This window comes from Hoeflea marina, assembly GCF_003182275.1.
Lineage (GTDB): Bacteria > Pseudomonadota > Alphaproteobacteria > Rhizobiales > Rhizobiaceae > Hoeflea > Hoeflea marina.
This window is the reverse complement of record NZ_QGTR01000001.1, coordinates 395,395-418,207: the sequence shown is the minus strand read 5'-3', so window position 1 is coordinate 418,207 and position 22,813 is coordinate 395,395. Positions and strand designations below refer to the sequence as shown.

Genomic DNA, 22,813 nt, shown 5'->3' with positions numbered 1-22,813 from the left:
GGCTCAACCCCCCGACCCCGGCCGCATGCGAAGCGCCGCCGGTCTTGCCGGGCTTTTCCCGTCAACTGCAATGACATGGTCAATGAGCGGTTACCGAAGCTGCGGACTGCTGTGCCGTTTCGGCATCCGGTTCCCGGGTGGAAAGCCCTCGGGAATTACCCTTCGGGTGCCGGGGCGGCGAGCGGCGCCTGTGAGAACCGCAGACGAAGCGAATCGTCGTCGCCGCGGGAACGCGACAACCGACAAGCTGATGCACGACCCCGGACCTGCGAAAAGGAGACGTGCTCAAGGCAACGGCACATGCAGTCGGACGGATTGCAGGGGCAGGACCGAGTGCGACCTCTGGAGCCTGCCCCGGCGCAGGCAGCGCACGAAGGCCGCTTCAGGCCGCGGTGGGGCCCAGGGCCACGCTGCCTGGCCTTGTGATGACGATCTTCAGCCCGTTGCCGGCAGAGTTCGCCTGCTCGATGGCGGCGCCGAGCTGCTTGACCAGCGATTGGACGATCGCGGTGCCCAGCCCGGAGCCCGGCTGGGCCGGCGCCGCCCCGCCCTTGCCGATACCGTTGTCGGAGACCGTCAGCCGCCAGCCATCGCCATCGACCTTGTAGCTGAGCCGGATGAGCCCGTCGGACCGAGGCGCTGGAAAGGCATATTTGATCGCGTTGATGACCAGTTCGGTGACGATCAGGCCGAGGCTGACGGCGGTGTCCGAGCCGATCTGGCCGGGATCCGCATTGACCTCGATGCCGATCGGCTGGCTCTCTCCGACCATGGAGGACGCCAGGCTGGCGCAGAGTTTCGTCAGATAGGCGCCGACATCGATCTGGTCGATTGCGGTGGTGGCGTGCAGGTGGCGTTGCACCTCGGCCACGGAGATGACCCGCTGATGCGCCTCCTGAAGATGCTGGCGGGATTCCGCCGACGAGACGGCGCGGGCCTTGAGCAGCAGGATGCTGGCGATGATCTGCAGGCTGTTGGCGACTCGATGCTGCATTTCCTTGAGCAGCGTATCCTTCTGGCGCAGCAACTCCTCCGTCTGGGCCAGGAGCAGCGCCTTCTCGCGCTCGATCCGCCGGCGGTCGGTGATATCCATGAAGGCAAGCAGGATCGTGGTGTTCGGGCCATGCTCATAGACCACCTGGCGGGCATTGAGCAGCATGGTGCGGCGGCCGAGACCAGGGAAATCATGCTCGACCTCGAATCCGTCCATCGCCGCGCGTTCGGGAATGATGGTCTCCAGCAGCGTGCGCAACGCCGGAATGTCCCACTGCCCGTCGCCCAGCGAGAACAGCATCCGACCAATCGTCTGCGTCGGCTCGACCTGAAAACTGCGGTAGAACGAGACGCTCGCGGCCAGCACGCGGAAATCGCTGTCGAGAACCAGAAGCGGTTCGTGGAGGGTGTTGACGATCGCCTGCGCGAGGGTCTGCGCGTATCCCAGGTTCTCGAACTCTAGCATGGCTTTGATTGAACCCGGTTTGGAGCGGCCAAAAACTGGCGCGGCCACTGTAGCAGCCCAAGCCTGTTGAACACCTTAACAAGGCCGCTGAAAACCAGCGAACCCTGGACCCGCTGCCGCGGCGAGCCTATTTCTGCTGGATGGAGATGCCGTTTTCGCCGAGATTGATCTCGACACCGGTGGTCTGCCGTTCCTTGTAGAGCTGGAAGCCTATGACGGCGACGCCGACGGCCAGAACGGCGATGACGATATAAAGCGTGTTGCGGTTCATCGATACGGATCCGGGAGCGTTAAGGGTGCAGTCCAGCGGCGGCTGTAGCACGGATTTTCGGCGGGCGGGCGGAAATATGCGGCGATCGGACCGACGATATGGAAGCTCCTGCCCTGCGTTCGCTCAGCAACGCTCCGCAGTCAGTTTCCGCCGCCGAAGCTGACGATGAAGTCCATCTTTCCCCGCCGTTCGCGCATCGAAACACCTTCGATCGTCTGTCGGCGCTCGCCGGCAAGAAACTCCGCCGCCCGCTGGACACGATTTCGCGCTTCGATCAGCGCCGGCCCGTTGTTGGGCTGAAGCCCGCCACGCACCATGTCAAGAAAAGGCAGACCGGACAGGCGCTTGACCGCTGCCTTGTCAAGGGCCCTCGACAGCGCACGCGCCAACGATTCCTCCTGCTGCGATCCCGGATTGAAATCCGAGACCACGGGGCCTGCCGCAGCCATTTCCAGCCGGACCCAGAAGATCGGATCGTCGGGCAGACTGACCTTTATCGAGAAATCATCCTGCTCGACCACGAACGGAAGAGCCGGCGCAGCCTGCCGGTAGGTCCTGATGGGAACGATCTTCGCCATTGCGCCGCCTCCCGGAGGGTCCGCCAGTGCCGATGGATTGCATCGAATTCATACTCTGTTAACAAAATACCGTCTTTCCCGGCGGGATTCAATGCACCATTTCCGGGCAGCGAAGCCACCTGGAGATCGAAATGCCGGCATGGGGTTCTGCTCATCGCGAGCGTGAACGCCGATGTTGCCGGATCATCCTCCCATGCCGAAACCATCCGGCCTGATCGACGCACGGCGGCACCGTCCCGTCAGCGAAGACGGCGCCCAATCTCAATGCCGCCGTGGCGGCATCGATCCTGTGCTTCCTGGGTTATCTCCACTCTTCCGGGATCGATTGCGCCGCCGCATCGTCCCGACCGTCGCGGGCGGATGGCTGAACCCGGTTGTAGCGATCAAGATAGGACTGGTTGGCCAGAGAGCGCAGGAAACCGACCATCTCAAGCGTGGTTTCGAGCCCGCCTCCGCGGATTGGCACCAGATCTCCCGGCCCGGCATGGCCGCGCGCGGCCCCAGACGACTTGGCGACCGGTTCCGGAAATCTGTAGATCTTGCCCATGTGCGACCCTCGTGCTTTGCCGCAGGATCGCCGCATTGACTTAATGAAGCCTTAACCATGATCGTCCGGCTTTTCGACGCCCAGGCTGCCCGTCGCGCAAGCAGACTTATTTTCAGCTTGTCTCCAACAACAATATGGTTAATTTTATTAGATACGGCATTGACGGAGATCGCCGATGTAGAAATGTTTGTGATTTGCCCGTTTGGAAACATAAATGGATCCGATGAAGAGAGAGTAATTCACATCGAGCGGACTGTTCTCAAGACAGAGAATGGGCGTTCTTTGCCCTGCGGTTCTATACGGAGTCGGTCAATTCCGGAATGTGCATCGACGCAAAGCCTTCAAGCGCCAGCTATGACAAGTTCAACCGCCCCTTCTATGAGCAGATCCGCGAGGAAGTCGACTTCCTCATTGCCGAAAACGTCGATGCCAGCCACGCCGCCTACCAGCAGCACCTGAGAGCTGGGCGGGAAGCCACAGGTTGACCAGCACCCCGGAGATGCCGATGAACGCCGTGACGGACGCTGACATCCCTGGCCCGATTGCTGCCATGAATCTCCGGATCGCCTTTGCCGGCATGCGCGAGATGGGCGCTGAGAGGGAACTTTTCGCGCAGAGGCTCGACGAAACCTATCGGGCGCTGGCGGCTGTCGCCGCCAGCATCGGGTCAACGCCAGTGGAGGGCAGTCAGGGCGAAACCGTGCTGCAGGCGCACGCGGACGCCCTGCCCGGCTGCGACGGAGTGATCGGCCTGACACTGCTCACCGGCTTCGCCGATGGCGCGGACCGGATTGCCGCACGCCGCTGGCGCGGGCTCGGCCTCGGCGACCTGCATGCGGTGTTCCCCTTCCGGGATCCGCCGGGTGGTGAACCCGTCAACGGCGAGACATATGCCTGGACCCACGGCCCGGACACCTCCGACACGGCCTATAGGGTAGATCTCAATTCGCCCGGGGATCTCGACGGCGGCTTTGACCGCTACACCGTGCTCGATGGCGCCGAAAGTGCGAAGGAGAAGCCGCCGCGTCACGGACATCTGGAGCAAACCCGCTTCCTGGCGCGCTGGGCGGACGTGGCCGTCGTGGCATGGGATGGGGAGGCAGCGGCCGGTCCCGGCGGCACCGCAGACATGGTGGCGCTGTGTCTTGCCAGAAGGATGCCGATCATCTGGATCAATCCGAACGAAGCGGGCGTGCCGATCCGCCAGATCTTTCCCGACGAGTTCTGGTCGGACGTGCATTTCGGTGAATTCCTGCATTCGCTGAGGACGCCGGAGATTTTGGATCTCAATGCTCCGCCGCTCGACACCACGGACCTCCTGCGGCGACTGCTGCCCGATTTCATGCCGCCCAAGCCCGTCGCCGCCCATCATGAGCCCCCGCGATCCGGGGCAAACGAGGCCGGAGTCGACAGCGCGGACGCAAAGCGGATGTTGCATGCGGCGGCGCACGGAGAGGAACCCGACCTGCGGCACCGATATGCGTCGGACGGAGACCGGACGTTGCCGGGAGGTCGGCTGATGGCGGCAATCTCCAAGCAACTCTGGTCGATCTTCTACAAGCATCCCGGCGGCGAGCCACCCGCCGCAGGGCCGGGCGCGGCAAACCACGGAGCGTCCAGGCCCGTCATCCATTCCGTGATCGAAACCGCATTCCGGACCGCCGACGAAAGGGCGTCGGTGATCGGGGACGCGCACAGGGGCACCCAGATCTTCATCCTGATGGTGGCGCCGCTGGCGGTGCTGCTGGCGACCATGCCGGGCATTCATCCGGCCGGAAAATTCTGGTATGTGCTCCTCGAACTGCTGCTGATCTGGTTTGCTTATACCCTCCACAAGAACCTTGTGGACTACGGCAGCCATCATTACTGGAGTGATGTCCGGCGGCTGGCCGAACGTCTGCGGGTTCTGCGCGCCACCTGGCCGCTGGCCTTCGACGTCGCCGACGCCAGGGCAGACCCGCCGGAGACCTGGACCGAATGGCTGGCGCGGGCCGTGCGGCGGGCGGCGGGCCCGCCCTGCAAGCTGCTCGATATCGATCGCAAGCGCAATGCGATCCGGTTTGCGCAACACGATCCGGAAGGGATCGTCAACAACCAGTTCGACTACCAGACCCTGACCGCGCTGCGCGCGGGCAAGCTGCATCGCCGCCTTCATGGCCTGGAGACCAGGCTCTTCCGGATTCTGGTCGGCTGTCTCGCCGTCTTCCTGGCGTGGTATGTGCTCGGCCCGCAGATACCCGGCTGGGGCAAGCCCCCGTCGTGGGTCGGCGGCCTCGTGATGATCGCCAGCGCCGTCATTCCGGTCATTGCCGCCATCTGCCTGGCGATCGAAGCCAAGTTCGACCTTCACGAGAGCTCGACAAAGGCGCGAGGCCTCGCCGGGCAATTCAGCCGGGTATCGGAGAGAATTGCGATGGAACGCAACCAGAGCCGTGACGAGGAGCTGCTGCGCGAGGCAGCGCTGATCCTGCTCAACGATGTGGACAAATGGCGAGAAGGCGCACTCAGGCGTGCCCCGGCTGTGCTGTAAAGCCGGTCAGGTGACGGCGCGGGGCGACCGAAGCCGTCGCACGCAATCGCGGTCAGGCACGGTGCGTCGGGTTTGCTTTTCGTGTCTCTTGTCAGCCGACGATTGCCGTCATGGCTCCGCGCGTCAGACCAGCCGGCTCTGTTCCAGAGCCGCCTCGATGAAGCTCGCAAACAGCGGGTGCGGGTCGAGCGGGCGCGACTTGAGTTCGGGGTGATACTGCACGCCGATGAACCAGGGATGGTCGGGATATTCCACCGTCTCGGGCAGCACGCCGTCGGGGCTCATGCCGGCGAAGTCCAGACCGCAGGCTTCCAGCCGCTCGCGATAGTCGATGTTGACCTCGTAGCGGTGGCGGTGGCGCTCGGAAATGTCGGCCGAGCCGTAGACCTTCTCGATCAGGCTGCCGTGCTTGAGTCGGGCCGGATAGGCGCCGAGCCGCATGGTGCCGCCGAGATCGCCGCTGGCGGTGCGTTTTTCCAGCTCGTTGCCGCGCAGCCATTCGGTCATCACGCCGACCACCGGTTCGCTGGTGGGGCCGAATTCCGAGGACGAGGCCTTGTCGATGCCGGCGAGGTTGCGCGCCGCCTCGATGACGGCCATCTGCATGCCGAAACAGATGCCGAAATAAGGCACCTTGCGCTCGCGGGCAAAGCGTGCGGCAAGAATCTTGCCCTCCGCGCCGCGCTCGCCGAAGCCGCCCGGGACCAGGATGCCGTGCACCTTCTCCAGCCAGGGCGACGGATCCTCCTGCTCGAAGACCTCCGATTCGATCCATTCGAGCTTGACCCGGACCCGGTTGGCGAGGCCGCCGTGATACAGCGCCTCGATCAGCGACTTGTAGGCGTCCTTGAGGCCGGTGTATTTTCCGACGATGGCGATGGTGACCTCGCCCTCGGGATTGTGGATGCGCTCGGAGACCTCTTCCCATGCCTGCATGCGCGGATGCGGCGCGGGATCGATGCCGAAGGCCGCCAGCACCTCGGTGTCGAGGCCTTCCTTGTGGTAGGCCATCGGCACGTCGTAGATCGAGGCGACGTCCAGCGCCTGGATGACCGCGGAGGCCCGCACATTGCAGAACAGCGACAGCTTGCGGCGCTCCTCGACCGGGATCGGGCGGTCGGCGCGCACCAGCAGGATGTCGGGCGCGATGCCCATGGCCTGCAGTTCCTTGACCGAATGCTGCGTCGGCTTGGTCTTGAGCTCGCCCGCAGCCGCAATGAACGGCATCAGCGTCAGGTGCACGTAGACGGCGGTGTTGCGCGGCAGGTCGTTGCCGAGCTGGCGGATAGCCTCGACGAAGGGCATGGCCTCGATGTCGCCGACGGTGCCGCCGATCTCGCAGAGGACGAAGTCGAAATCCTCGTTGCCGTCGATGACGAAATTCTTGATCTCGTTGGTGACATGCGGAATGACCTGGACGGTGGCGCCGAGATAGTCGCCGCGGCGTTCCTTGTCGATGATGTTCTTGTAGATGCGCCCGGTGGTGATGTTGTCGGCCTTGACCGCCGAGCGGCCGGTGAAGCGCTCGTAGTGGCCGAGGTCGAGATCGGTCTCGGCGCCATCGTCGGTGACGAACACCTCGCCGTGCTGGGTCGGGCTCATCGTGCCCGGATCGACATTGAGATAGGGGTCGAGCTTGCGCAGCCGCACGCGGTAACCGCGGGCCTGCAGGAGTGCACCAAGGGCCGCCGAAGCTATGCCCTTACCAAGCGAGGAGACCACGCCGCCAGTTATGAATACATATCGCGCCATGGGATTGAACCGTTACTGCCTGAATTCCGATTCTGCCACCCCCAAATATGGTGATGCAGGATTAATTGCGTCCGCGGCCCTGCCCGCGGCCGGATTCCCCGTCGCGGGCGCAAAAGTCCGCGCGACCGCCGCTGCTTACCCGTCGGCAGCCGATCGACCAACCGCCTTGTTGGACTTTCCACACCCTAACGGATTTCGCGCAGCGCAATCACACTCCGCCGCCGCCACTGCGGCGGCCGATGATCAACGCCCGGACATTCGAGAGGACGTCGAGGTGCTGCGAAGCGCCGGGTTGGATGGGGCCGACAAACCATTCGGGCCGCCCTGTTCCAGAGAACGGGGCGGCCCGGAACGAGACATGAGGGCGCCCTGAAGGCGCCTGTCGATCACTGACCGGTGGGCACGCCGGTCTCGGGAGCCGGCGCGGCGGGCGCAGCGGCATCCGCCGCCGGGGCAGTGGTGCCCTGCGCAGGGGCGCTGGAACCGGCAGCCGGCGCGGCGGGCGCATCGCTGGGCACCGACGACGGAGCAGAGGTTCCCTCAGCCGGAGCGGCGGCGCCGCCGAGCTGGTCGAGAACGCCGGTGCCGGATCCATCGGTCGTGGTCGGGATGCGATCGAGGATGTCCGTCGCCCGCTCGCCGTAGCGCGCCATGATGCCGAGCGTCAGCGAGGTGACGAAGAACAAGGTCGCCAGGATGGCGGTGGCGCGGGTGAGCGCATTGGCGGCACCGCGCGCCGACATCAGGCCCGATCCGCCGCCGATGCCGAGACCGCCGCCTTCCGAGCGCTGGATGAGCACCACGCCGACAAGCGCCAGCACGATCATGAGATGAATAACGATCAATACGGTTTGCATGAGTTCTTTCCTGCCCCAAAGGGGCGCAATCAACTTCAGTTGGCGGCTCTTTACACGAGGCGCGCCTGCTTTCCAAGTCCAAGACGCGACTCATGCCGCGGCAAACAGTCGTGGCGTGTCACTCCGCGTTGCACGCCCTACAGATGGCGAGGAAATCGTGAGCTTTCAAGCTGGCGCCGCCGACAAGCGCGCCATCGACATTGGCGATCGCCATCAGGGCGGCGGCGTTGTCGGGCTTGACCGAGCCGCCATAGAGCAATCGCATTGCGGCGCCCTCGCCGCCGAAGCGCCGGACCACCGTGTCGCGGATGAACTGGTGCGCCTCGGCGATGTCGGCGGGCGTCGGCGTCAGGCCGGTGCCGATGGCCCAGACCGGCTCGTAGGCGATGACCGTGCCGGCGGCCGTCGCCGCGTCCGGAAGCGAGGCTTCGAGCTGGCGGCCGAGCACCGCGAGGGTGTCCCCCGACTCGCGCTCCGCCCCGGTCTCGCCGATGCAGACGATGGCGACGAGGTGCGCGGCAAGGGCTGCCTCCGCCTTGGCGCGGACCATCGCGTCGCTCTCGCCATGCAGGGTGCGGCGCTCCGAGTGACCGACGATGACATGGGTGGCCAGGCAATCGGCGATCATGGCGGCCGAGACGTCGCCGGTGAAGGCGCCTGCGACCTGGTCGTGGCAATCCTGCGCGCCGATGTCGAGCGCGGAATCCTCGGTGAGCGCGGTGGCGACGTAGAGCAGGGTGAGCGGCGGGCAGATCAGTGCGTCGATGCTCTCTCCCAGGCCTGAATCAACGCCCTGGGCGATGGCGCGGATCTGGTCGAGCTCGCTGCGCTGACCGTTCATCTTCCAGTTGCCGGCCACCAGCGGGCGCACATTCGGTGTCATGTCAAAACCCCGTTTCATCAATCGTGACGACCGTCTAGCAGACGCCGCGCGGATTGCCAACGTAGTGGCCTGCGGGTGGCGGCGATGGTGGTTTGAGCGCGACATCCAAGCTGACACCCGGCCCGGCGCGCAATTGCCACGCAATTGTCGCATTGGCCTTCATTTCGCCGGCGGTTTCGTCTAAAGGGACATGAACTCAACGCGTGCGGAGCGGTTTGTCCGTACGCCCATGCCAAAGAAGCCGGGAGCTTCCATGCTTGACCTACTCCGAAGGGCCGCCCAAGGCTGGGTTGCCAAATTCCTGCTCGTGCTGCTCGTCGCCTCCTTCGGCGTCTGGGGCATTTCCGGCAGCCTGTTCAGCGGCATCGGCACATCGGTGATCACCGCTGGCGATACGGAGGTGACGCCGAACGAGTATCGCCTTGCCTATGACCGCCAGATGGCCGCCGTCGGTCGGCAGCTGGGCACGCAGCTGACCACCGAGCAGGCCCGCGCCTTCGGGATCCAGAACCAGGTAACATCGCAGCTGGTGGCGGGTGCCGTGCTCGACGAGCAGTCGCGTGAGATGAATCTCGGCCTTTCCAAGGACCGGCTCGCTTCCCTGGTCGCCACCGACCCGTCGTTTCACGATTTCAATGGACGCTTCGACCGCGGAAACTTCCAGCGCGTGCTGCGCTCGGTCGGCATGAGCGAGGAAGACTACCTCAAGAGCCGCAGCCAGGTGGCGGTCCGCACGCAGATCATCGAGGCGGCGTCCGACGGCCTGAAGGCCCCCGACACGCTGCTGGCGGCGCTGGCGCAACACCAGTCGGAAACGCGAGACGTCGATTTCCTGCTCATCACCCCGGACGTGCTCGGACCGATCGCTCCGGCCGACGATGCCGCGCTGCAGAGTTATTTCGAGGCCAACAAGGCCAGCTACGCCGCACCGGAATACCGCAAGATCACCTATGTGAAGCTGCAGTCGGAAGACATCGCCGACCCCTCCTCGATCACCGATGAGGCCGTGCGCGCCGACTACGATGCGCATCTGGCAAAATACCGGATCGACGGTGCGCGCACGGTCGACCAGCTGGTCTTTGCCGACAGGGCCGCCGCCGATGCCGCTGCATCCAGGCTCGCCTCCGGCACCAGCTTTGACGAGCTGGCCGCCGAACAGGGCAAGTCCGCCGCCGATATCCGCATTGGCGAATTCACCCAGGCCACCGCTCCGGACAAGGCAATCGGCGATGCCGCCTTCGCCATCAACGAGGCGGGCGGCGTCAGCCCCGTCATCGACGGCGCCTTCGGCCCGGTGATCATCCGGGTGTCGGCCGTCAAGCCTGAATCCGTGCAGGGCTTCGAGGACGTCGAGGCCGAATTGCGCAAGGAGCTGGCGCTGATTGCCGCCAACGAGCAACTGCTCAATGTCCATGACGGCTACGAGGACGCCCGCGCCGGCGGCATGACCATGGAGGAAGCCGCCGCAAGCCAGAAGCTCAAGACCGTCACCGTCGATGCCGTCGACCGCAAGGCGCAGGCACCGGACGGCACCGTGCTCAAGGACCTGCCGGAATCCCAGGCTCTGCTCAGCGAAGCCTTCGAGTCCGATATCGGCGTCGAGACCCCGCCGATCAACATGGGGTCCGAGGGCTTTCTCTGGTTCGAGGTGGTCGACATCATCGAGGCGCGCGACCGCACGCTCGACGAGGTCCGCGACCAGGTCGCCGCCGACTGGCTCCGCCAGGAGACGGCCAGGGCGCTCGACGCCAAGGCCGACGACCTCAAGACGCGCGTGGCCAACGGCGAGACGCTCGAGACGGTTGCCGCCGAGCTCGGCATCGCTGTCGAGAGCAAGCAGCGCCTCAAGCGAGGCGATTCCGATGCGGTGTTGGGCGAGTCGGCAGTGGCAGCCGCCTTCGGAGGCGGCAACGGCCATTCCGGCGTTGTCGCCGACGCGCAGGGCGACAACCGCATCCTGTTCAAGGTCAAGGCGGTCGACAATGCAGAGAGCGTGACAGCCGACAGCGTTCCCGAGGAGCAGCGGACGCAGATCTCGCAGCGCATCGGCGACGACCTGCTCGACCAGCTGGTGGCCGAACTCCGCGCCACCTACCGGATCTCGGTCAACCAGACGCTGATGGACAACTCGCTGGCTTTCTGAGCCGGCAATGGGGACACGACAATGGCTGATCTGAAGAGCTTCATCGCCACGGTGGCGGGCGGGCAGCCGCTCAACCGGGAGGAGGCGCGCCAGGCCTTCGGCGTGATGATGTCGGGCGACGCCACGCCGTCTCAGATCGGCGGCTTCCTGATGGCGCTCAGGGTGCGCGGCGAGACGGTCGACGAGATCTACGGCGCCGTCAGCGTGATGCGGGCCCGGATGCTGACCGTCGAGGCGCCGGCGGACGCCATCGACATCGTCGGCACCGGCGGCGACGCCTCCGGAACCTACAATGTCTCCACCTGCGCGGCGTTCATTGCCGCCGGCGCCGGCGTGCCCGTGGCCAAGCACGGCAACAGGGCGCTGTCGTCCAAATCCGGCGCGGCCGATTCGCTTTCGGCCCTCGGCGTCAATCTGGAGCTCGACCCAGCCGGGATCGCCGCCTGCATCGCCGAGGCAGGCGTCGGCTTCATGTTCGCCCCGGCGCATCACTCGGCCATGCGCCATGTCGGTCCCAGCCGCGTCGAGCTGGGCACGCGCACTATCTTCAATCTGCTCGGACCGCTGTCCAACCCGGCCGGCGTGCGCCGCCAGCTGCTGGGCGTCTTCGCGCCGCAATGGGTGCTGCCGCTGGCGGAAGTCATGCGCGACCTCGGCGCCGAATCGGTTTGGGTCGTGCATGGCGACGGCCTCGACGAGATGACCACCACCGGCGAGACCCAGGTGGCAGCGCTGGAGAACGGCCGGATCCGCCAGTTCCGCCTGACCCCGGAAGACATCGGCCTGCGCCGCGTCGAACTGTCGGCGCTCAAGGGCGGCGACGGCGTTCACAATGCAGCCGCGCTCCGCGACGTGCTGCAGGGCGCGCAAAACCCCTATCGCGACATCGCGCTGCTCAACGCGGCCGGCGGACTGGTGATTGCCGGCAAGGCCGAAGACCTGGCCGACGGCGCCAGGCTGGCGGCGCGCTCGATCGACAGCGGCGCCGCGCTGGCGACGCTGGAAAAACTGATTTCCGTCTCCCAGGCCCACGGGCCGGCGAAAAAGGAGGGCTGAGCATGGCCGACATCCTCAAGACCATCGAGGCCTACAAGCGCCAGGAAATCGCCGCGGCCAAGGCCGCCCGGCCGCTCTCCGAGCTCAAGGCCGCCTGCCGTGACATCGAGGCGCCGCGCGGCTTTCGCGCCAGCCTCGAGGCCCGGCACCGCGACGGCGGGTTCGCGCTGATCGCCGAAATCAAGAAGGCGAGCCCTTCCAAGGGGCTGATCCGGGCCGACTTCGACCCGGCGTCGCTCGCCCGCGCCTATCAGGCCGGCGGCGCGGCCTGCCTGTCGGTGCTCACCGACACTCCCTCCTTCCAGGGCGCGCCCGAATTTCTGGTCGCCGCGCGCCAGACCGTCTCGCTGCCCGCCCTGCGCAAGGATTTCCTGTTCGAGCCCTACCAGGTCCACGAGGCGCGCAGCTGGGGCGCCGACGCGATCCTGATCATCATGGCCTGCCTGAGCGATGACGAGGCCCGCGCCATCGAGGACACGGCAATCGAACTCGGCATGGACGCGCTGGTCGAGGTGCATGACGAGCGCGAGATGGAACGGGCCCTCGGACTCGAAAGCCGCCTGATCGGCGTCAACAACCGCGACCTGCGCAGCTTCGAGGTGTCGCTGACCGTCTCCGAGCGGCTGGCGCCGATGGCGCCGGAAGGAACTCTCCTGGTGGGCGAAAGCGGCATATCCGACCATGCCGACTGCGTGCGGCTGTCACGATCCGGCATGGCCACCTTCCTGGTCGGCGAGAGCCTGATGCGGCAGGCCGACGTGGAGGCCGCCACGCGGGCGCTGCTGACCGGCGAAGCCGCGATCATGGCCGCGGGCTAGAGATGGGCGAGACGGAACCGCAGCTGACCCATCTGGCGGCCGACGGCTCGGCCTCCATGGTCGATGTCGGCGACAAGGCCGACACGACGCGCATCGCCGAGGCCGAAGGTTTTGTGCGGATGCGGCCCGAAACGCTCGAGCTGATCCGCGCCGGCGACATGAAGAAGGGCGACGTCATCGGCACCGCGCGGATCGCCGGCATCATGGCCGCCAAGCAGACCGCGTCGCTGATCCCGCTCTGCCACCCGCTGGCGCTGACGAAGGTGTCGGTCGACATCGCGGTCGACGAGGCCCTGCCCGGCCTGCGCGTGACCGCCATGGCCAAGCTCACCGGCAAGACCGGCGTCGAGATGGAGGCGCTCACCGCTGTCTCGGTCGCGTGCCTCACCATCTACGACATGGCCAAGGCGGTGGACCGCGGCATGGAGATCTCCGGAATCCGCGTGCTGGCCAAGTCGGGCGGCAAGTCCGGCGACTGGAGCGCAGCGGGCGGGCCGCTCTGATGGCGCTGATGCCGGTCGAGCAGGCCTTCGAGCGCATTGTCGGCGACGCCGAACCATTGACCCGCACCGAACCGGTGACGCTGGCGGACGCGCTCGGGCGGGTGCTGGCGCGGGACCTGCTGGCGCTGCGCACGCAGCCGCCATTCGCCGCCTCGGCCATGGACGGCTATGCACTGCGCGCCGAGGATGCCGCCCGTGCGGGCGCCGAGCTCGACGTGACCGGCGAATCGGCCGCCGGGCACGGCTTTGACGGCCGGGTGGGGCCAGGCGAGGCCGTCAGGATCTTCACCGGCGCGCCGATGCCCGAGGGCGCGGACTCGATCCTCATCCAGGAGAATGCCGAAATCGTTCGGCCGGGCCGGATCCGCATCACCGCGCCGGTCGAAGCGGCCGCCTATGTGCGGCCGGACGGGATGGATTTCAGCTTCGGCGACGCAGGCCTGCCTGCCGGCCGGGTTCTCGATCCCACCGCGATCACGCTCGCAGCCGGCATGAACCACCCGATGCTGAGCGTGCTGGCACGGCCGCGCGTGGCGATTCTGGCCACCGGCGACGAGCTGCGGCTGCCCGGCCAGAGCCTTGCCGCGGGCCAGATCATCGCCTCCAACACCTTCGGCGTGGCCGCCATGGCGCGGCGGGCCGGCGCCGAGATCATCGATCTCGGCATCGCCGCCGACCGCATGGACGCTCTCGACTCGGCAATCGATTCGGCGATTTCGCAAGGCGCCGACATTCTTGTCACCATCGGCGGCGCCTCGGTGGGCGATCACGACCTTGTGCAGAAGGCGCTCGTCGGCCATGGCATGAACCTCGACTTCTGGCGCATCGCCATGCGCCCGGGCAAGCCGCTGATGTCGGGCAGTCTCGGCCCGATGCGGGTGCTCGGGCTCCCCGGCAATCCCGCCTCGTCGATGGTCTGCGGTCTCTTGTTTCTCGAGCCGCTGGTGGCGAGACTTGCCGGCCTCCCCGCCCCTGCCCGGCTCAAAAGTGCGTTTGTTGGCAGGGAGTTGTCGGCAAACGACCAGCGCCAGGACTACCTCCGCGCCCGCCTCGATACCGATCCCGAGAGCGGCCGTCTGACCGCGACGCCGTTCGACCAGCAGGACTCCTCGCTGATGCGGCTGTTCGCCGATGCCGACTGCCTGCTGATCCGGCCGCCGCATGCGCCGGCAGCCCGGATCGGGGAGACCTGTTCCGTGCTCGTCTTGCGCCCCTGACCGATCCGGACGGGTATCCGTCGGAACCGTCCGCTGTCTTTGGTCGAGTTCGGGCTTTCGCGATGTTGCCCGGCCTCGCGGTCGGGCATCGAAGGACCTGCCGGCACGCAAATTCGCAACCGGTGTCATCCACGACGCGCCGCCGATCATGATGGCACGGCAATGCCACGTGGAGGTGTCCTTCGCCGAAATGTCCGGTTCATCCGGTCCTCCACAGAATCTGGGGGACTGGATGCAGCAAAGAAGGGGCACAGTGTGCCCCTTCTCCTCCAAACCAGTGGTCGGGCAGCGCCCGCCCTGACTGCCGCAACTACCGGATCGGATAGGGGTAGTGAAGCCCGCCCTTGGAGGACAGACGGTTCGGCGTGACGGCGCGGTCGATGGCCATCGGACTTGCGGTTCCAATGGTGTTCTGGAAGACCTCGTCGTAGTTTCCGACCTGGCGGATGACTTCCACGGCCCAGTTCTCATTCAGACCGAGCTTGGCGGCCATCTCGCCCATGGCGGCGTCGCGGCCCAGAAGCCGTTGAACAGCCTTCGGCTGATTGCCGAGATCGGCAACAATCGCATCGACGTTCGAGGATGTGATATTGAGTTCCTCGGCCCAGAGCATGACCTGGAAGGCCCAGAAAATGGCGCCTTCGAGCTGGTGATCGGGACGGGTCACGATGGCCAGCGGCTCGTTGGAGATGATATCCGGCAGAAGCATGAAGTCATCCGGCTTCTCCGCCAGCAGGCGGTCCGACGCCAGCGCCGTCAGGTCACTGGACAGGACATCGCACTTGCCGCCGAAAAAGGCCTGCAGCCTCGCCGTCTTGTCGGCGATGTTCTCGATCTTGTAGTCCATGCCGCGATCGGAGAACCAGTCGGCGACATTCGAGAGCGTCGTCGATCCTTCCTCGGCACAGACCGTCGCGCCGCCAAGCCCGCTGGCGGCCGTTATGCCAAGCGATTTCGGGACCATGAAGCCCTGGCCGTCAAAGAAGGTGGTGACGACGAACGCCATTCCGGGATCGGCGTCCCGGGTTCCTGTTGCCGTGATGCTGCGCGAGGCCATGTCGGCTTCGCCAGACACGATGGTCTTCATGCTGTCGGAGAAGCCGATGCCGCGGATGTCGGCCTTGCCGGCGTCGCCGAATATGGCAGCGGCCGCCATGCGGCAGAACTGCGGATTGAACCCCTGATAGACGCCATTGCTGTCGGGCACGGAGAAGCCGGGCGAATTGCTGTTGACCAGACAGACGACCTGTCCGCGTTCACGGATCTCGTCCATCACCGTGCCGGCATGTGCCGGTGCACAGAGCGCGGACCCCAGAACACACAGCCCGGCCGCCAAAACATTTGATTGGAATTTTGCCATTGAAAAGTCCCCTGAAAAGAGTGGTCCGGTCATCGGATGGGTGAAAGGAAGCGACCGGAATTATTATGTATACATGTATACTTTTAGAAGCCTGTCAAGCGAGGCGGCAGCAAAGTGCTGATCCATTTGTTCAGGCGAGGCTCACGCATCCGACGATGCGGGAGCCGGTCTCGAAAAACTGCACTGGCGCCGGTCGTCCACCCAAGCGCGCAGTGCTCAGCGGCTACTTGCCGATGGTCAGCCATCCCGCGACATGCTGCTCCATGACGCGGCTGTGATGGGAAATCGCGGTGCAGACGACCAGATACAGAACGCCGAGGACGAACAGGCCTTCATATGCGAAGCGTTGCCACTCCGGATCGCTGTAGGCCATGCGCGTCGTCGCCAGCAGATCGAAGATGCCTACAATGGCCACGAGCGACGTGTCCTTGAGCCCGCCGATGATCGTGTTCGTCATCGCGGGGATGGAAACGGACAGCGCCTGCGGCAGGACGATCTTGCGGATCACCGTGACATATCCGAGGCCCAGGGACTCCCCGGCCTCTCTCTGGCCGTCTGGAACCGCCTGCAACCCGCCCCGCACACCCTCCGCGAAATAGGCCGCATGAAACAGGATCAGCGCCAGCAGCGTCGCCAACAGCGGCTCATAGCTCATGCTCGCCGGAAGGAGCAGCGGCAGAACGAAGATGCCGAAGAACAGCAACATGACCAGCGGAATCGATCTGATGACCTCGATATAGCCGGCGGCGCACCAGGAAAGAACCGGCGGACCATCCACGCGCGCCAGAGCCAGCAGGATGCCCAGGGGAAAGGCTGCGACGAGACTGAAGACGCCCAGGAAGGTGACGACGGCGATGCCGTGCCAGCGCACCATATTGACCTGCTCCAGGCCCAGCGGCCGCCCGTCCAGAAGGGAAAACAGCGCGGCAAAGGCAAAGATCAGGAGACAGGTGCTCAGCCGAGCGGGCCACCGCAGCCTCGCCAGGAGAAAAAGAACAGCCAGCACCAGCCCGACACCGGCGAATGGACGCCACATCTGATCCCTCGGAAACGAGCCCAAGAGGATCACGGACCACTTCTCCCAGATGAATGCCCAGCACGCGCCACTGTAGTCCGCACAGGCAGCGGGCGTTCCCGGGCCCCATTTCGCGGAGAATATCGACCAGTCAAGAAGCAGGAACAGGCTGTAAGCCGCCGACACGCCGAACAGCACGGTCCAGAACGTTGCCGTCCGGTTCTGGAAGAACTGCGCGCGCACCGTCTGCCATCTGCCCAGCGATGGCGGCGCCATCGACACCTCTTCCATCAGTATTGCCTCGGTCATGACTACCTTACCTTCAGTTGCATGCGGCGGTTGAATGCATTCAAACCGATGGACGCTCCGACTCCGATCAGGAGATAGACGGACATCGCCACCAGCATCAGTTCGACTGGCCGGAAGGTCTGGTTGATGGTGGTGTTCATGATCGACACCAGGTCCGAATAGCCGACCGCAAGCCCGATCGAGGTGTTTTTCAGGATGTTGACATACTGGTTCGTCATGGGCGGGATCATGACACGCAGGGCCTGGGGCAGGACGATCAGCCAGGAGATCTGGCCGCCCGTCAGCCCGAGCGCCTTGCCGGCCTCGACCTGGCCGCGTTCAACGGCCTGGATCCCGCCGCGCACGACTTCCGCCACCTGTGCACCGTGGTAAACGCTCAAGGAGATCACAAGGCTCAGGAACGGCAGGGAAACAAGATTTCCGCCCGTGAAGTTGAAGCCCTTGAATTGCGGCATCTCGAGCACGATAAATCCGGAAAGCAGCCCCCAGCCGACTGCCAGACACGCGGCCGGCAGATAACAGGCAAACACCCTGCTGGGCGTGCGGGCGCGCGCCCAGCGCCAGACCCCCACGCCGAGCGCCGCGCCCGCCACGAACAGAACTCCGCCACGAAGCGTCAGGGCCTGTGCAATGTCGAGCCGCAGCCCCGGCAGGTTCACCCCCCGGTTTGACAGATAGACCATGTCGAGGACGGTGACCGCGTCGCGGGCAAGCGGCAGATTGATCACCAGAAAGACGTAGACCGCCAGGAGAATCAGAAGCTTCGGCAGGTTGCGCATGGTTTCGACATAGAGCCGGCAGGCAATTGCGAAGACCCGGATCTCGCTCAACCGGAGGAGGCCAACGAAAACCCCGATCACGGTGGAGAGGACCACGCAGACAATCGCCAGATGAAGCGTGTTGAGGGTGCCTACGAGCAGCGCCCTTAAATAGCTGTTTCCGGCGCTGTAAGGGATCATGCTCTCGTTGACGTCGAAACCGCTCTCCCCCAGCAAAAACCCGAATCCGAGCTGACTTCCCTTCGCGTTCAGATTTCCCATCAGATTGGCGAGACCCAGAACGATCAGTAAGCCCACCACGGCCAGAACCAGCCATTGCAGCGCATTCTGGCGCGCCTTGCGTGTCACGAGCAGCAAACGCAGGCGGCCTGCGAGACTTTCACCAGAGGTTGTCATCGGCAACTTTCATGGGCTTGTCACATGCAGACGCTGCATGTATACGTGTATACTTCATATAATGGTCAAGCGAGCTCGTGAATGTCAACCCCTTCCTCCGCCCCGCTTTCGAGCACCGTAAAGCTCGAAAACACCGCCCTCTCGTTGGTGCTCATGTCCTGTCCCGGCGTGCGGGTCATCGATGGAACCCGGATCGCATCCGAACAGCACCTGAATGAAGACCTGAGCCGGCTTTGCGGTCGAAACGTTCGTCTGATGCTCTCTTGCCTGACGGAAGGAGAACTGCTTCTCGGCAAGGCGGCCTACCAGGACGCCGCGAACCGGCACGGCATCGCCTGGCGGATGATCGCGATTCCCGACATGTCGGCACCGACCGGGGAGAATGAAGAAGCGCTTGAGGAGGCGTTTGCGGCGGCCCGGTCGGTGTTTGCCCTTGGCGGGGCCGTTGCCATCCATTGCCTGGCAGGGCTGGGACGGACGGGAACCGTTGCCGCGCGCCTTGCTATGGAATACGGGCTCACCTCGGCCGAAGCGATTGCCTTCCTTCGGGACCGGCACGACAGCAAGACCGTCGAAACAATCGAACAGGAAACGCACCTGCGGAATCTCGATGCGGGAAGCGCGCACCGCGCGACGCAGCCGGGGCGCCCGCGACAGCCGGAATGAGTTGTCATGCACAGGGTTCTGGTGAAATCTCATCGCTCGCGAATTGCCTCGTCCTGATACCGGTTCAACGGCGACAAGAGATAGTCGATGATGCGGCGGCGCCCGATCTTGATTTCGACCCGGGCCATCATGCCTGGCGCAATGGAGACCTGTTTGCCGTCGACCCGGAAACCGCTTTTCCGGAGTGCGATCACGGTGTCGTAGACAAGGCCGAGGCCTTCCTTTTCAACCGCATCCTCGGAAATCGATGTCACCTCGCCCAGGATCGTTCCGTAGCGGGTGAAGTCGAAGGCATCAAACTTGATCTCGGCCGTCTGCCCTGAATAGATCACTCCCTTGTCGCGGTTGAGGATCTGCGCCTTGACCTCGAGCCGAGCCCCGTCGGGCACTATTCTCAGCAGCGGTTCAGCGGGGCGGACGACTCCGCCGATCGTGTTCACGTTTATGCCGTAGACGGTTCCGGAAACGGGCGCGGCGAGTTTCGTCACCTCTTCCCGCTTGAGAGCCTTGCGCAGCGCCAGATCGGTCTGGTCAAGTCGCCGCTGTGCCTCGGACAGATCGGTGTAGGCCTTTTGCAGGGTCTGCGCGGACAGCCCGGCGAGCTGCCTCGTTGCCGCCCGCAGGTTTCCCTCCGCCGCGGTGACCTGCAGTTGCTGCAGGATCAGAGCATGCTTGATCTCGATCACCTGCGCCTTGATCTGCTGCCAGGTCGATTTGGACGTATGGCCCTGAGCCATCAGGATGCGCGTCGTGGCTTCCCGCTCATCGACCAGGGGACGCAGCTCTTCCAGCTTGGCGATTTCGGCCCTGTCGGTGGCGATCTCCGAGGACCGTCTGGCAATCTCGGCATTGAGCGCTTCCAGCTGTGACCGGTAAAATGCCACATCCGCGCCGAGCCGGCTGCGGTGAATATCAACCAGCAGACGCGCGCCGCCGCTGACCACCGGCTGGAAGTCGAATGGCCGGCCGGCGACCGCCTCGACAAAGGCCTTCATCCGGATGAGTTCCAGGCGGGAATCGTCCCTTTGCCGCTGCAACTGATCGATATCGACCTCGCTGTCGGTGGCGTCCAGCTCCACCAGAAGCTGGCCGGCCGTCACATGCTGCCCATTGACCACATGAATGGCCACAACATTGCCGATCTCCAGCGCCTGCACGACCTTTGTCCCGCCAACCGGATCGACCCTGCCCACCGCGATGGCAACCACATCGATCTTTCCGATCATCGCCCATGCGAGGGCTGCGGCGAACATCGTGATGATCGTGATCGCCACAGCCCTTCCTGCCGGACTGGCGGGCGTTTCGAGAATCTCGAGAGCGGCCGGCAGGAACTGTCGTTCGACGCCGTGGATTTTTTTGTGCCGTGTGCCGCCCTCGCGTTTTTCGTCCGCCTTTGCTTTCGCAGGGATCGCAGCGCTCGGCCGAACCACGGCATCCTCGCCACGCCCGGAACCAGGCTTCGCCCGAGCGCCCGCAAGCTTGATGGGCTGGCTCTGATCCGGCGCCTTCTTCTCAGGCTGCATCCGAGGCCCCGCTTCCCTGGATGTCCCAGAGCTGGGCGTAGCGCCCCCCGGCCTCGAGCAGGGACTCGTGCGTTCCGTCCTCGACCACCAGCCCCTTTTCCACTGTCAGGATCCGATCCGCGTGCCGGACGGCGGAAAGCCGGTGGGCGATGATCAACACGGTGCGCCCGCGGCAGATCTGCTGCATGTTCTGCTGAATGATGCGCTCGGATTCATAGTCCAGCGCGCTTGTCGCCTCGTCGAGGATGAGGACGCGTGGCTGCCCGATCAGGGCCCTGGCGATGGCGATGCGCTGCCTCTGACCCCCCGACAGGTTCGAACCGCGCTCGCCGACATGGGTGTCGTATCCGTCGGACAGCTCGGCAATGAAGTCGTCCGCCCCGGCCATTGTCGCGGCGGCGACGACGCGCTCGAAGGGCATGCCCGGGTCGACCAGGGCGATGTTCTCCCGAATCGACATGCTGAACAGCAGGTTTTCCTGGAGCACGACGCCGACCTGCCGCCGCAGCCAGCCGGCGTCGACAGACGCGATGTCGAGCCCATCGATCAGGACACGGCCGTGCGTCGGCACATACATGCGCTGAACCAGCTTCGTCAGGGTCGATTTTCCCGATCCCGAGGGGCCGACAATGCCGACCACCTGCCCCGGCGGAATGGTGAGATCGACGCGGGCCAGGACATCCTTCAGATGCGGCTGATAGCGAAAGAACACATTGTCGAACCTGATGCCGCCCTCAATGCGCTTGAGCGCTGCCCGGTTCGGGTTGTATTGGGGTTCGGACGGCGTGTTGAGGATGTCCCCTAGCCGATCGACTGAAATCCGCGCCTGCTGGAAATCGTTCCAGAGCTGCGACAGCCGCAGGATCGGCCCGGTGACCTTGCCCGACAGCATGTTGAACGCCACCAGCTGGCCGACGGTCAGATTGCCCTCGATCACCGCCAGAGCCCCGAAATAGAGCGTGGCGGCAAGCGTCAGCTTGTTGATGAGCTGGGTGATCTGGCCGGCGATGTTGCCGAGATTGGCGGTCCGGTACGACGCTCCCACATAGGCCGCCAGCTGTTCGTCCCAGCGCCGCTGCGATTGCGGTTCGACCGCCAGCGCCTTGAGGGTCTCGATCCCGGTGATGCTTTCCACCAGAAACGCCTGGTTGCGCGCGCCGTGGCGAAACTTCTCATCCAGACGCGCCCGCAGGATCGGCGTCACCACCACGGCCAGGAGGACATAGAAGGGAATGGAGGCCAGCACGATCAATGTCAGCATCTGGCTGAAATGCCACATCACCACGAAGAACACGCTGGTGAAGACCAGGTCGATCAACAGCGTCAATCCCGACCCGGTGATGAAGTCACGGATGTTCTCGAGCTCTCGCACCCGCGCGACGGATTCGCCGACCTGGCGGTTCTCGAAATAGGCCAGCGGCAGGCCGACCAGGTGGCGGTAGAGCCTGGAGCCGAGCTCCACGTCGATCCGGTTGGTGGTGTGCGAGAAGATGTACGTCCGCAGACCGCCGAGCGTGACTTCGAACAGCGCGATAGCGACCAGCGCCAGCATCAGCACATCAAGCGTGGTCAAGCCGCGATGGACCAGAACCTTGTCGATGATCACCTGGAACAGCAGCGGCGACACAAGTCCCGCAAGCTGCAGGAAAAAGGAGGCGAGAATGACCTCGCCGAACAGCTTCCGGTATTTCAGGATCGCCGGCACGAACCAGGAAATGTCAAAGCGCGAGCCTTCGCCGAGCAACCGTGCGCGCCTGGCGACGAGCAGCAGGCGTCCGGACCACCTGGCTTCGAACTCCGCCTTTTCCAGCTGCTCGACATTGCGGGCCTCGGGCTCCTGAATGAGGACGGCCCCGTCCCGCGCGCCCGCCAATATGACGAAGCTGCCATCCTTCATTTCCGCAAGCACGGGGAACGGGGTCCCGGGCAGCCGATCCCATCTGCTTTTCAGGATCCTGGCCTTCAGGTCGAGCCGCTTTGCGGCGCGCGCCAGCAGTTCCGCCGTCATCGGCTTGCCCGGGTCGGCGAACTGATGGCGCAGCTGCGCCGCGTCCCCCGGCATGCCGAGCAGGCTCAGGATACGAACGAGACCGATCGCGCCGGTGTCGATCAGGTCGTCGGCGGTGTCGGCGCTCTGGCTGGTCATTGGCC

General features: G+C 64.9%; 20 protein-coding genes. 8 read left to right on the top strand and 12 right to left on the bottom strand.

Annotation, left to right across the window (positions count from 1 at the left end; translation table 11 throughout):
- Positions 1–382: 382 nt before the first annotated feature.
- The 4 genes from DFR52_RS01965 to DFR52_RS24400 all read right to left on the bottom strand — a co-directional run bounded on the left by DFR52_RS01965 (position 383) and on the right by DFR52_RS24400 (position 2,774).
- The gene (locus DFR52_RS01965; protein WP_110030235.1) at positions 383–1,459 is read right to left on the bottom strand and encodes a sensor histidine kinase; all 1,077 of its coding nucleotides are present in this window, start codon (positions 1,457–1,459) and stop codon (positions 383–385) included.
- Between the two features lie 127 nt (positions 1,460–1,586).
- A complete protein-coding gene (locus tag DFR52_RS24560) occupies positions 1,587–1,730 on the bottom strand; it encodes a hypothetical protein (RefSeq protein WP_170132206.1) in 144 nt (47 codons plus the stop codon).
- A gap of 140 nt (positions 1,731–1,870) precedes the next feature.
- Positions 1,871–2,308, bottom strand: a complete 438-nt coding sequence (locus tag DFR52_RS01960) for a hypothetical protein (protein WP_110030234.1) — start codon at positions 2,306–2,308, stop codon at positions 1,871–1,873.
- Positions 2,309–2,609: 301 nt separating this feature from the next.
- Positions 2,610–2,774: a hypothetical protein gene (locus DFR52_RS24400; RefSeq protein WP_158284833.1), complete on the bottom strand. Its 165-nt coding sequence runs from the start codon at positions 2,772–2,774 to the stop codon at positions 2,610–2,612.
- A gap of 401 nt (positions 2,775–3,175) precedes the next feature.
- Here DFR52_RS24400 and DFR52_RS24395 point away from each other — a divergent pair, with 401 nt between their 5' ends.
- Both DFR52_RS24395 and DFR52_RS01950 read left to right on the top strand, forming a co-directional pair.
- The gene (locus DFR52_RS24395; RefSeq protein ID WP_158284832.1) at positions 3,176–3,340 is read left to right on the top strand and encodes a hypothetical protein; all 165 of its coding nucleotides are present in this window, start codon (positions 3,176–3,178) and stop codon (positions 3,338–3,340) included.
- Between the two features lie 20 nt (positions 3,341–3,360).
- A complete protein-coding gene (locus DFR52_RS01950; protein ID WP_110030232.1) occupies positions 3,361–5,385 on the top strand; it encodes a hypothetical protein in 2,025 nt (674 codons plus the stop codon).
- A 123-nt stretch (positions 5,386–5,508) separates the two neighbouring features.
- On the opposite strand, the gene DFR52_RS01945 is transcribed toward DFR52_RS01950, so the two are convergent.
- The 3 genes from DFR52_RS01945 to tpiA form a co-directional block, all read right to left on the bottom strand.
- A complete protein-coding gene (locus DFR52_RS01945) occupies positions 5,509–7,137 on the bottom strand; it encodes a CTP synthase (RefSeq protein ID WP_110030231.1) in 1,629 nt (542 codons plus the stop codon).
- A 386-nt stretch (positions 7,138–7,523) separates the two neighbouring features.
- Complete coding sequence (secG, locus tag DFR52_RS01940) at positions 7,524–7,994, bottom strand: preprotein translocase subunit SecG (RefSeq protein WP_110030230.1); 471 nt, start codon at positions 7,992–7,994, stop codon at positions 7,524–7,526.
- Positions 7,995–8,112: 118 nt separating this feature from the next.
- Positions 8,113–8,877 carry a triose-phosphate isomerase gene (tpiA, locus tag DFR52_RS01935; protein ID WP_110030229.1) on the bottom strand — a complete coding sequence of 255 codons (765 nt, stop codon included), beginning with the start codon at positions 8,875–8,877 and terminating at the stop codon, positions 8,113–8,115.
- A 253-nt stretch (positions 8,878–9,130) separates the two neighbouring features.
- Here tpiA and DFR52_RS01930 point away from each other — a divergent pair, with 253 nt between their 5' ends.
- Genes DFR52_RS01930 through DFR52_RS01910 form a run of 5 tightly spaced genes read left to right on the top strand, consistent with a single transcriptional unit; the run spans position 9,131 to position 14,614 of the window.
- Entirely contained in the window at positions 9,131–11,020 is a 1,890-nt protein-coding gene (locus tag DFR52_RS01930) for a peptidylprolyl isomerase (protein WP_110030228.1), read from the top strand.
- Positions 11,021–11,041: 21 nt separating this feature from the next.
- Positions 11,042–12,076, top strand: a complete 1,035-nt coding sequence (gene trpD, locus DFR52_RS01925) for an anthranilate phosphoribosyltransferase (RefSeq protein ID WP_110030227.1) — start codon at positions 11,042–11,044, stop codon at positions 12,074–12,076.
- Between the two features lie 2 nt (positions 12,077–12,078).
- The gene (gene trpC, locus DFR52_RS01920) at positions 12,079–12,894 is read left to right on the top strand and encodes an indole-3-glycerol phosphate synthase TrpC (RefSeq protein WP_110030226.1); all 816 of its coding nucleotides are present in this window, start codon (positions 12,079–12,081) and stop codon (positions 12,892–12,894) included.
- A 2-nt stretch (positions 12,895–12,896) separates the two neighbouring features.
- Positions 12,897–13,397 carry a cyclic pyranopterin monophosphate synthase MoaC gene (moaC, locus tag DFR52_RS01915; RefSeq protein WP_110030225.1) on the top strand — a complete coding sequence of 167 codons (501 nt, stop codon included), beginning with the start codon at positions 12,897–12,899 and terminating at the stop codon, positions 13,395–13,397.
- Entirely contained in the window at positions 13,397–14,614 is a 1,218-nt protein-coding gene (locus DFR52_RS01910) for a molybdopterin molybdotransferase MoeA (RefSeq protein WP_110030224.1), read from the top strand. Before moaC ends, DFR52_RS01910 begins: the two co-directional genes overlap by 1 nt.
- A gap of 310 nt (positions 14,615–14,924) precedes the next feature.
- Here DFR52_RS01910 and DFR52_RS01905 read toward each other — a convergent pair whose 3' ends face one another.
- The 3 genes from DFR52_RS01905 to DFR52_RS01895 all read right to left on the bottom strand — a co-directional run bounded on the left by DFR52_RS01905 (position 14,925) and on the right by DFR52_RS01895 (position 18,473).
- Positions 14,925–15,887, bottom strand: coding sequence for a transporter substrate-binding domain-containing protein (locus DFR52_RS01905; RefSeq protein ID WP_158284831.1), 963 nt, complete (start codon positions 15,885–15,887; stop codon positions 14,925–14,927).
- A gap of 310 nt (positions 15,888–16,197) precedes the next feature.
- Entirely contained in the window at positions 16,198–17,280 is a 1,083-nt protein-coding gene (locus DFR52_RS01900) for an amino acid ABC transporter permease (RefSeq protein WP_158284830.1), read from the bottom strand.
- 20 nt (positions 17,281–17,300) lie between these two features.
- Positions 17,301–18,473: an amino acid ABC transporter permease gene (locus DFR52_RS01895; protein WP_110030221.1), complete on the bottom strand. Its 1,173-nt coding sequence runs from the start codon at positions 18,471–18,473 to the stop codon at positions 17,301–17,303.
- 81 nt (positions 18,474–18,554) lie between these two features.
- Between DFR52_RS01895 and DFR52_RS01890 the strand changes: the two genes are divergently transcribed.
- Positions 18,555–19,139 carry a phosphatase domain-containing putative toxin gene (locus DFR52_RS01890; protein WP_110030220.1) on the top strand — a complete coding sequence of 195 codons (585 nt, stop codon included), beginning with the start codon at positions 18,555–18,557 and terminating at the stop codon, positions 19,137–19,139.
- A 29-nt stretch (positions 19,140–19,168) separates the two neighbouring features.
- Here DFR52_RS01890 and DFR52_RS01885 read toward each other — a convergent pair whose 3' ends face one another.
- Both DFR52_RS01885 and DFR52_RS01880 read right to left on the bottom strand, forming a co-directional pair.
- Entirely contained in the window at positions 19,169–20,662 is a 1,494-nt protein-coding gene (locus tag DFR52_RS01885; RefSeq protein ID WP_110030219.1) for an HlyD family type I secretion periplasmic adaptor subunit, read from the bottom strand.
- Positions 20,652–22,808: a type I secretion system permease/ATPase gene (locus DFR52_RS01880; RefSeq protein WP_110030218.1), complete on the bottom strand. Its 2,157-nt coding sequence runs from the start codon at positions 22,806–22,808 to the stop codon at positions 20,652–20,654. Before DFR52_RS01880 ends, DFR52_RS01885 begins: the two co-directional genes overlap by 11 nt.
- Between the last annotated feature and the right edge of the window lie 5 nt (positions 22,809–22,813).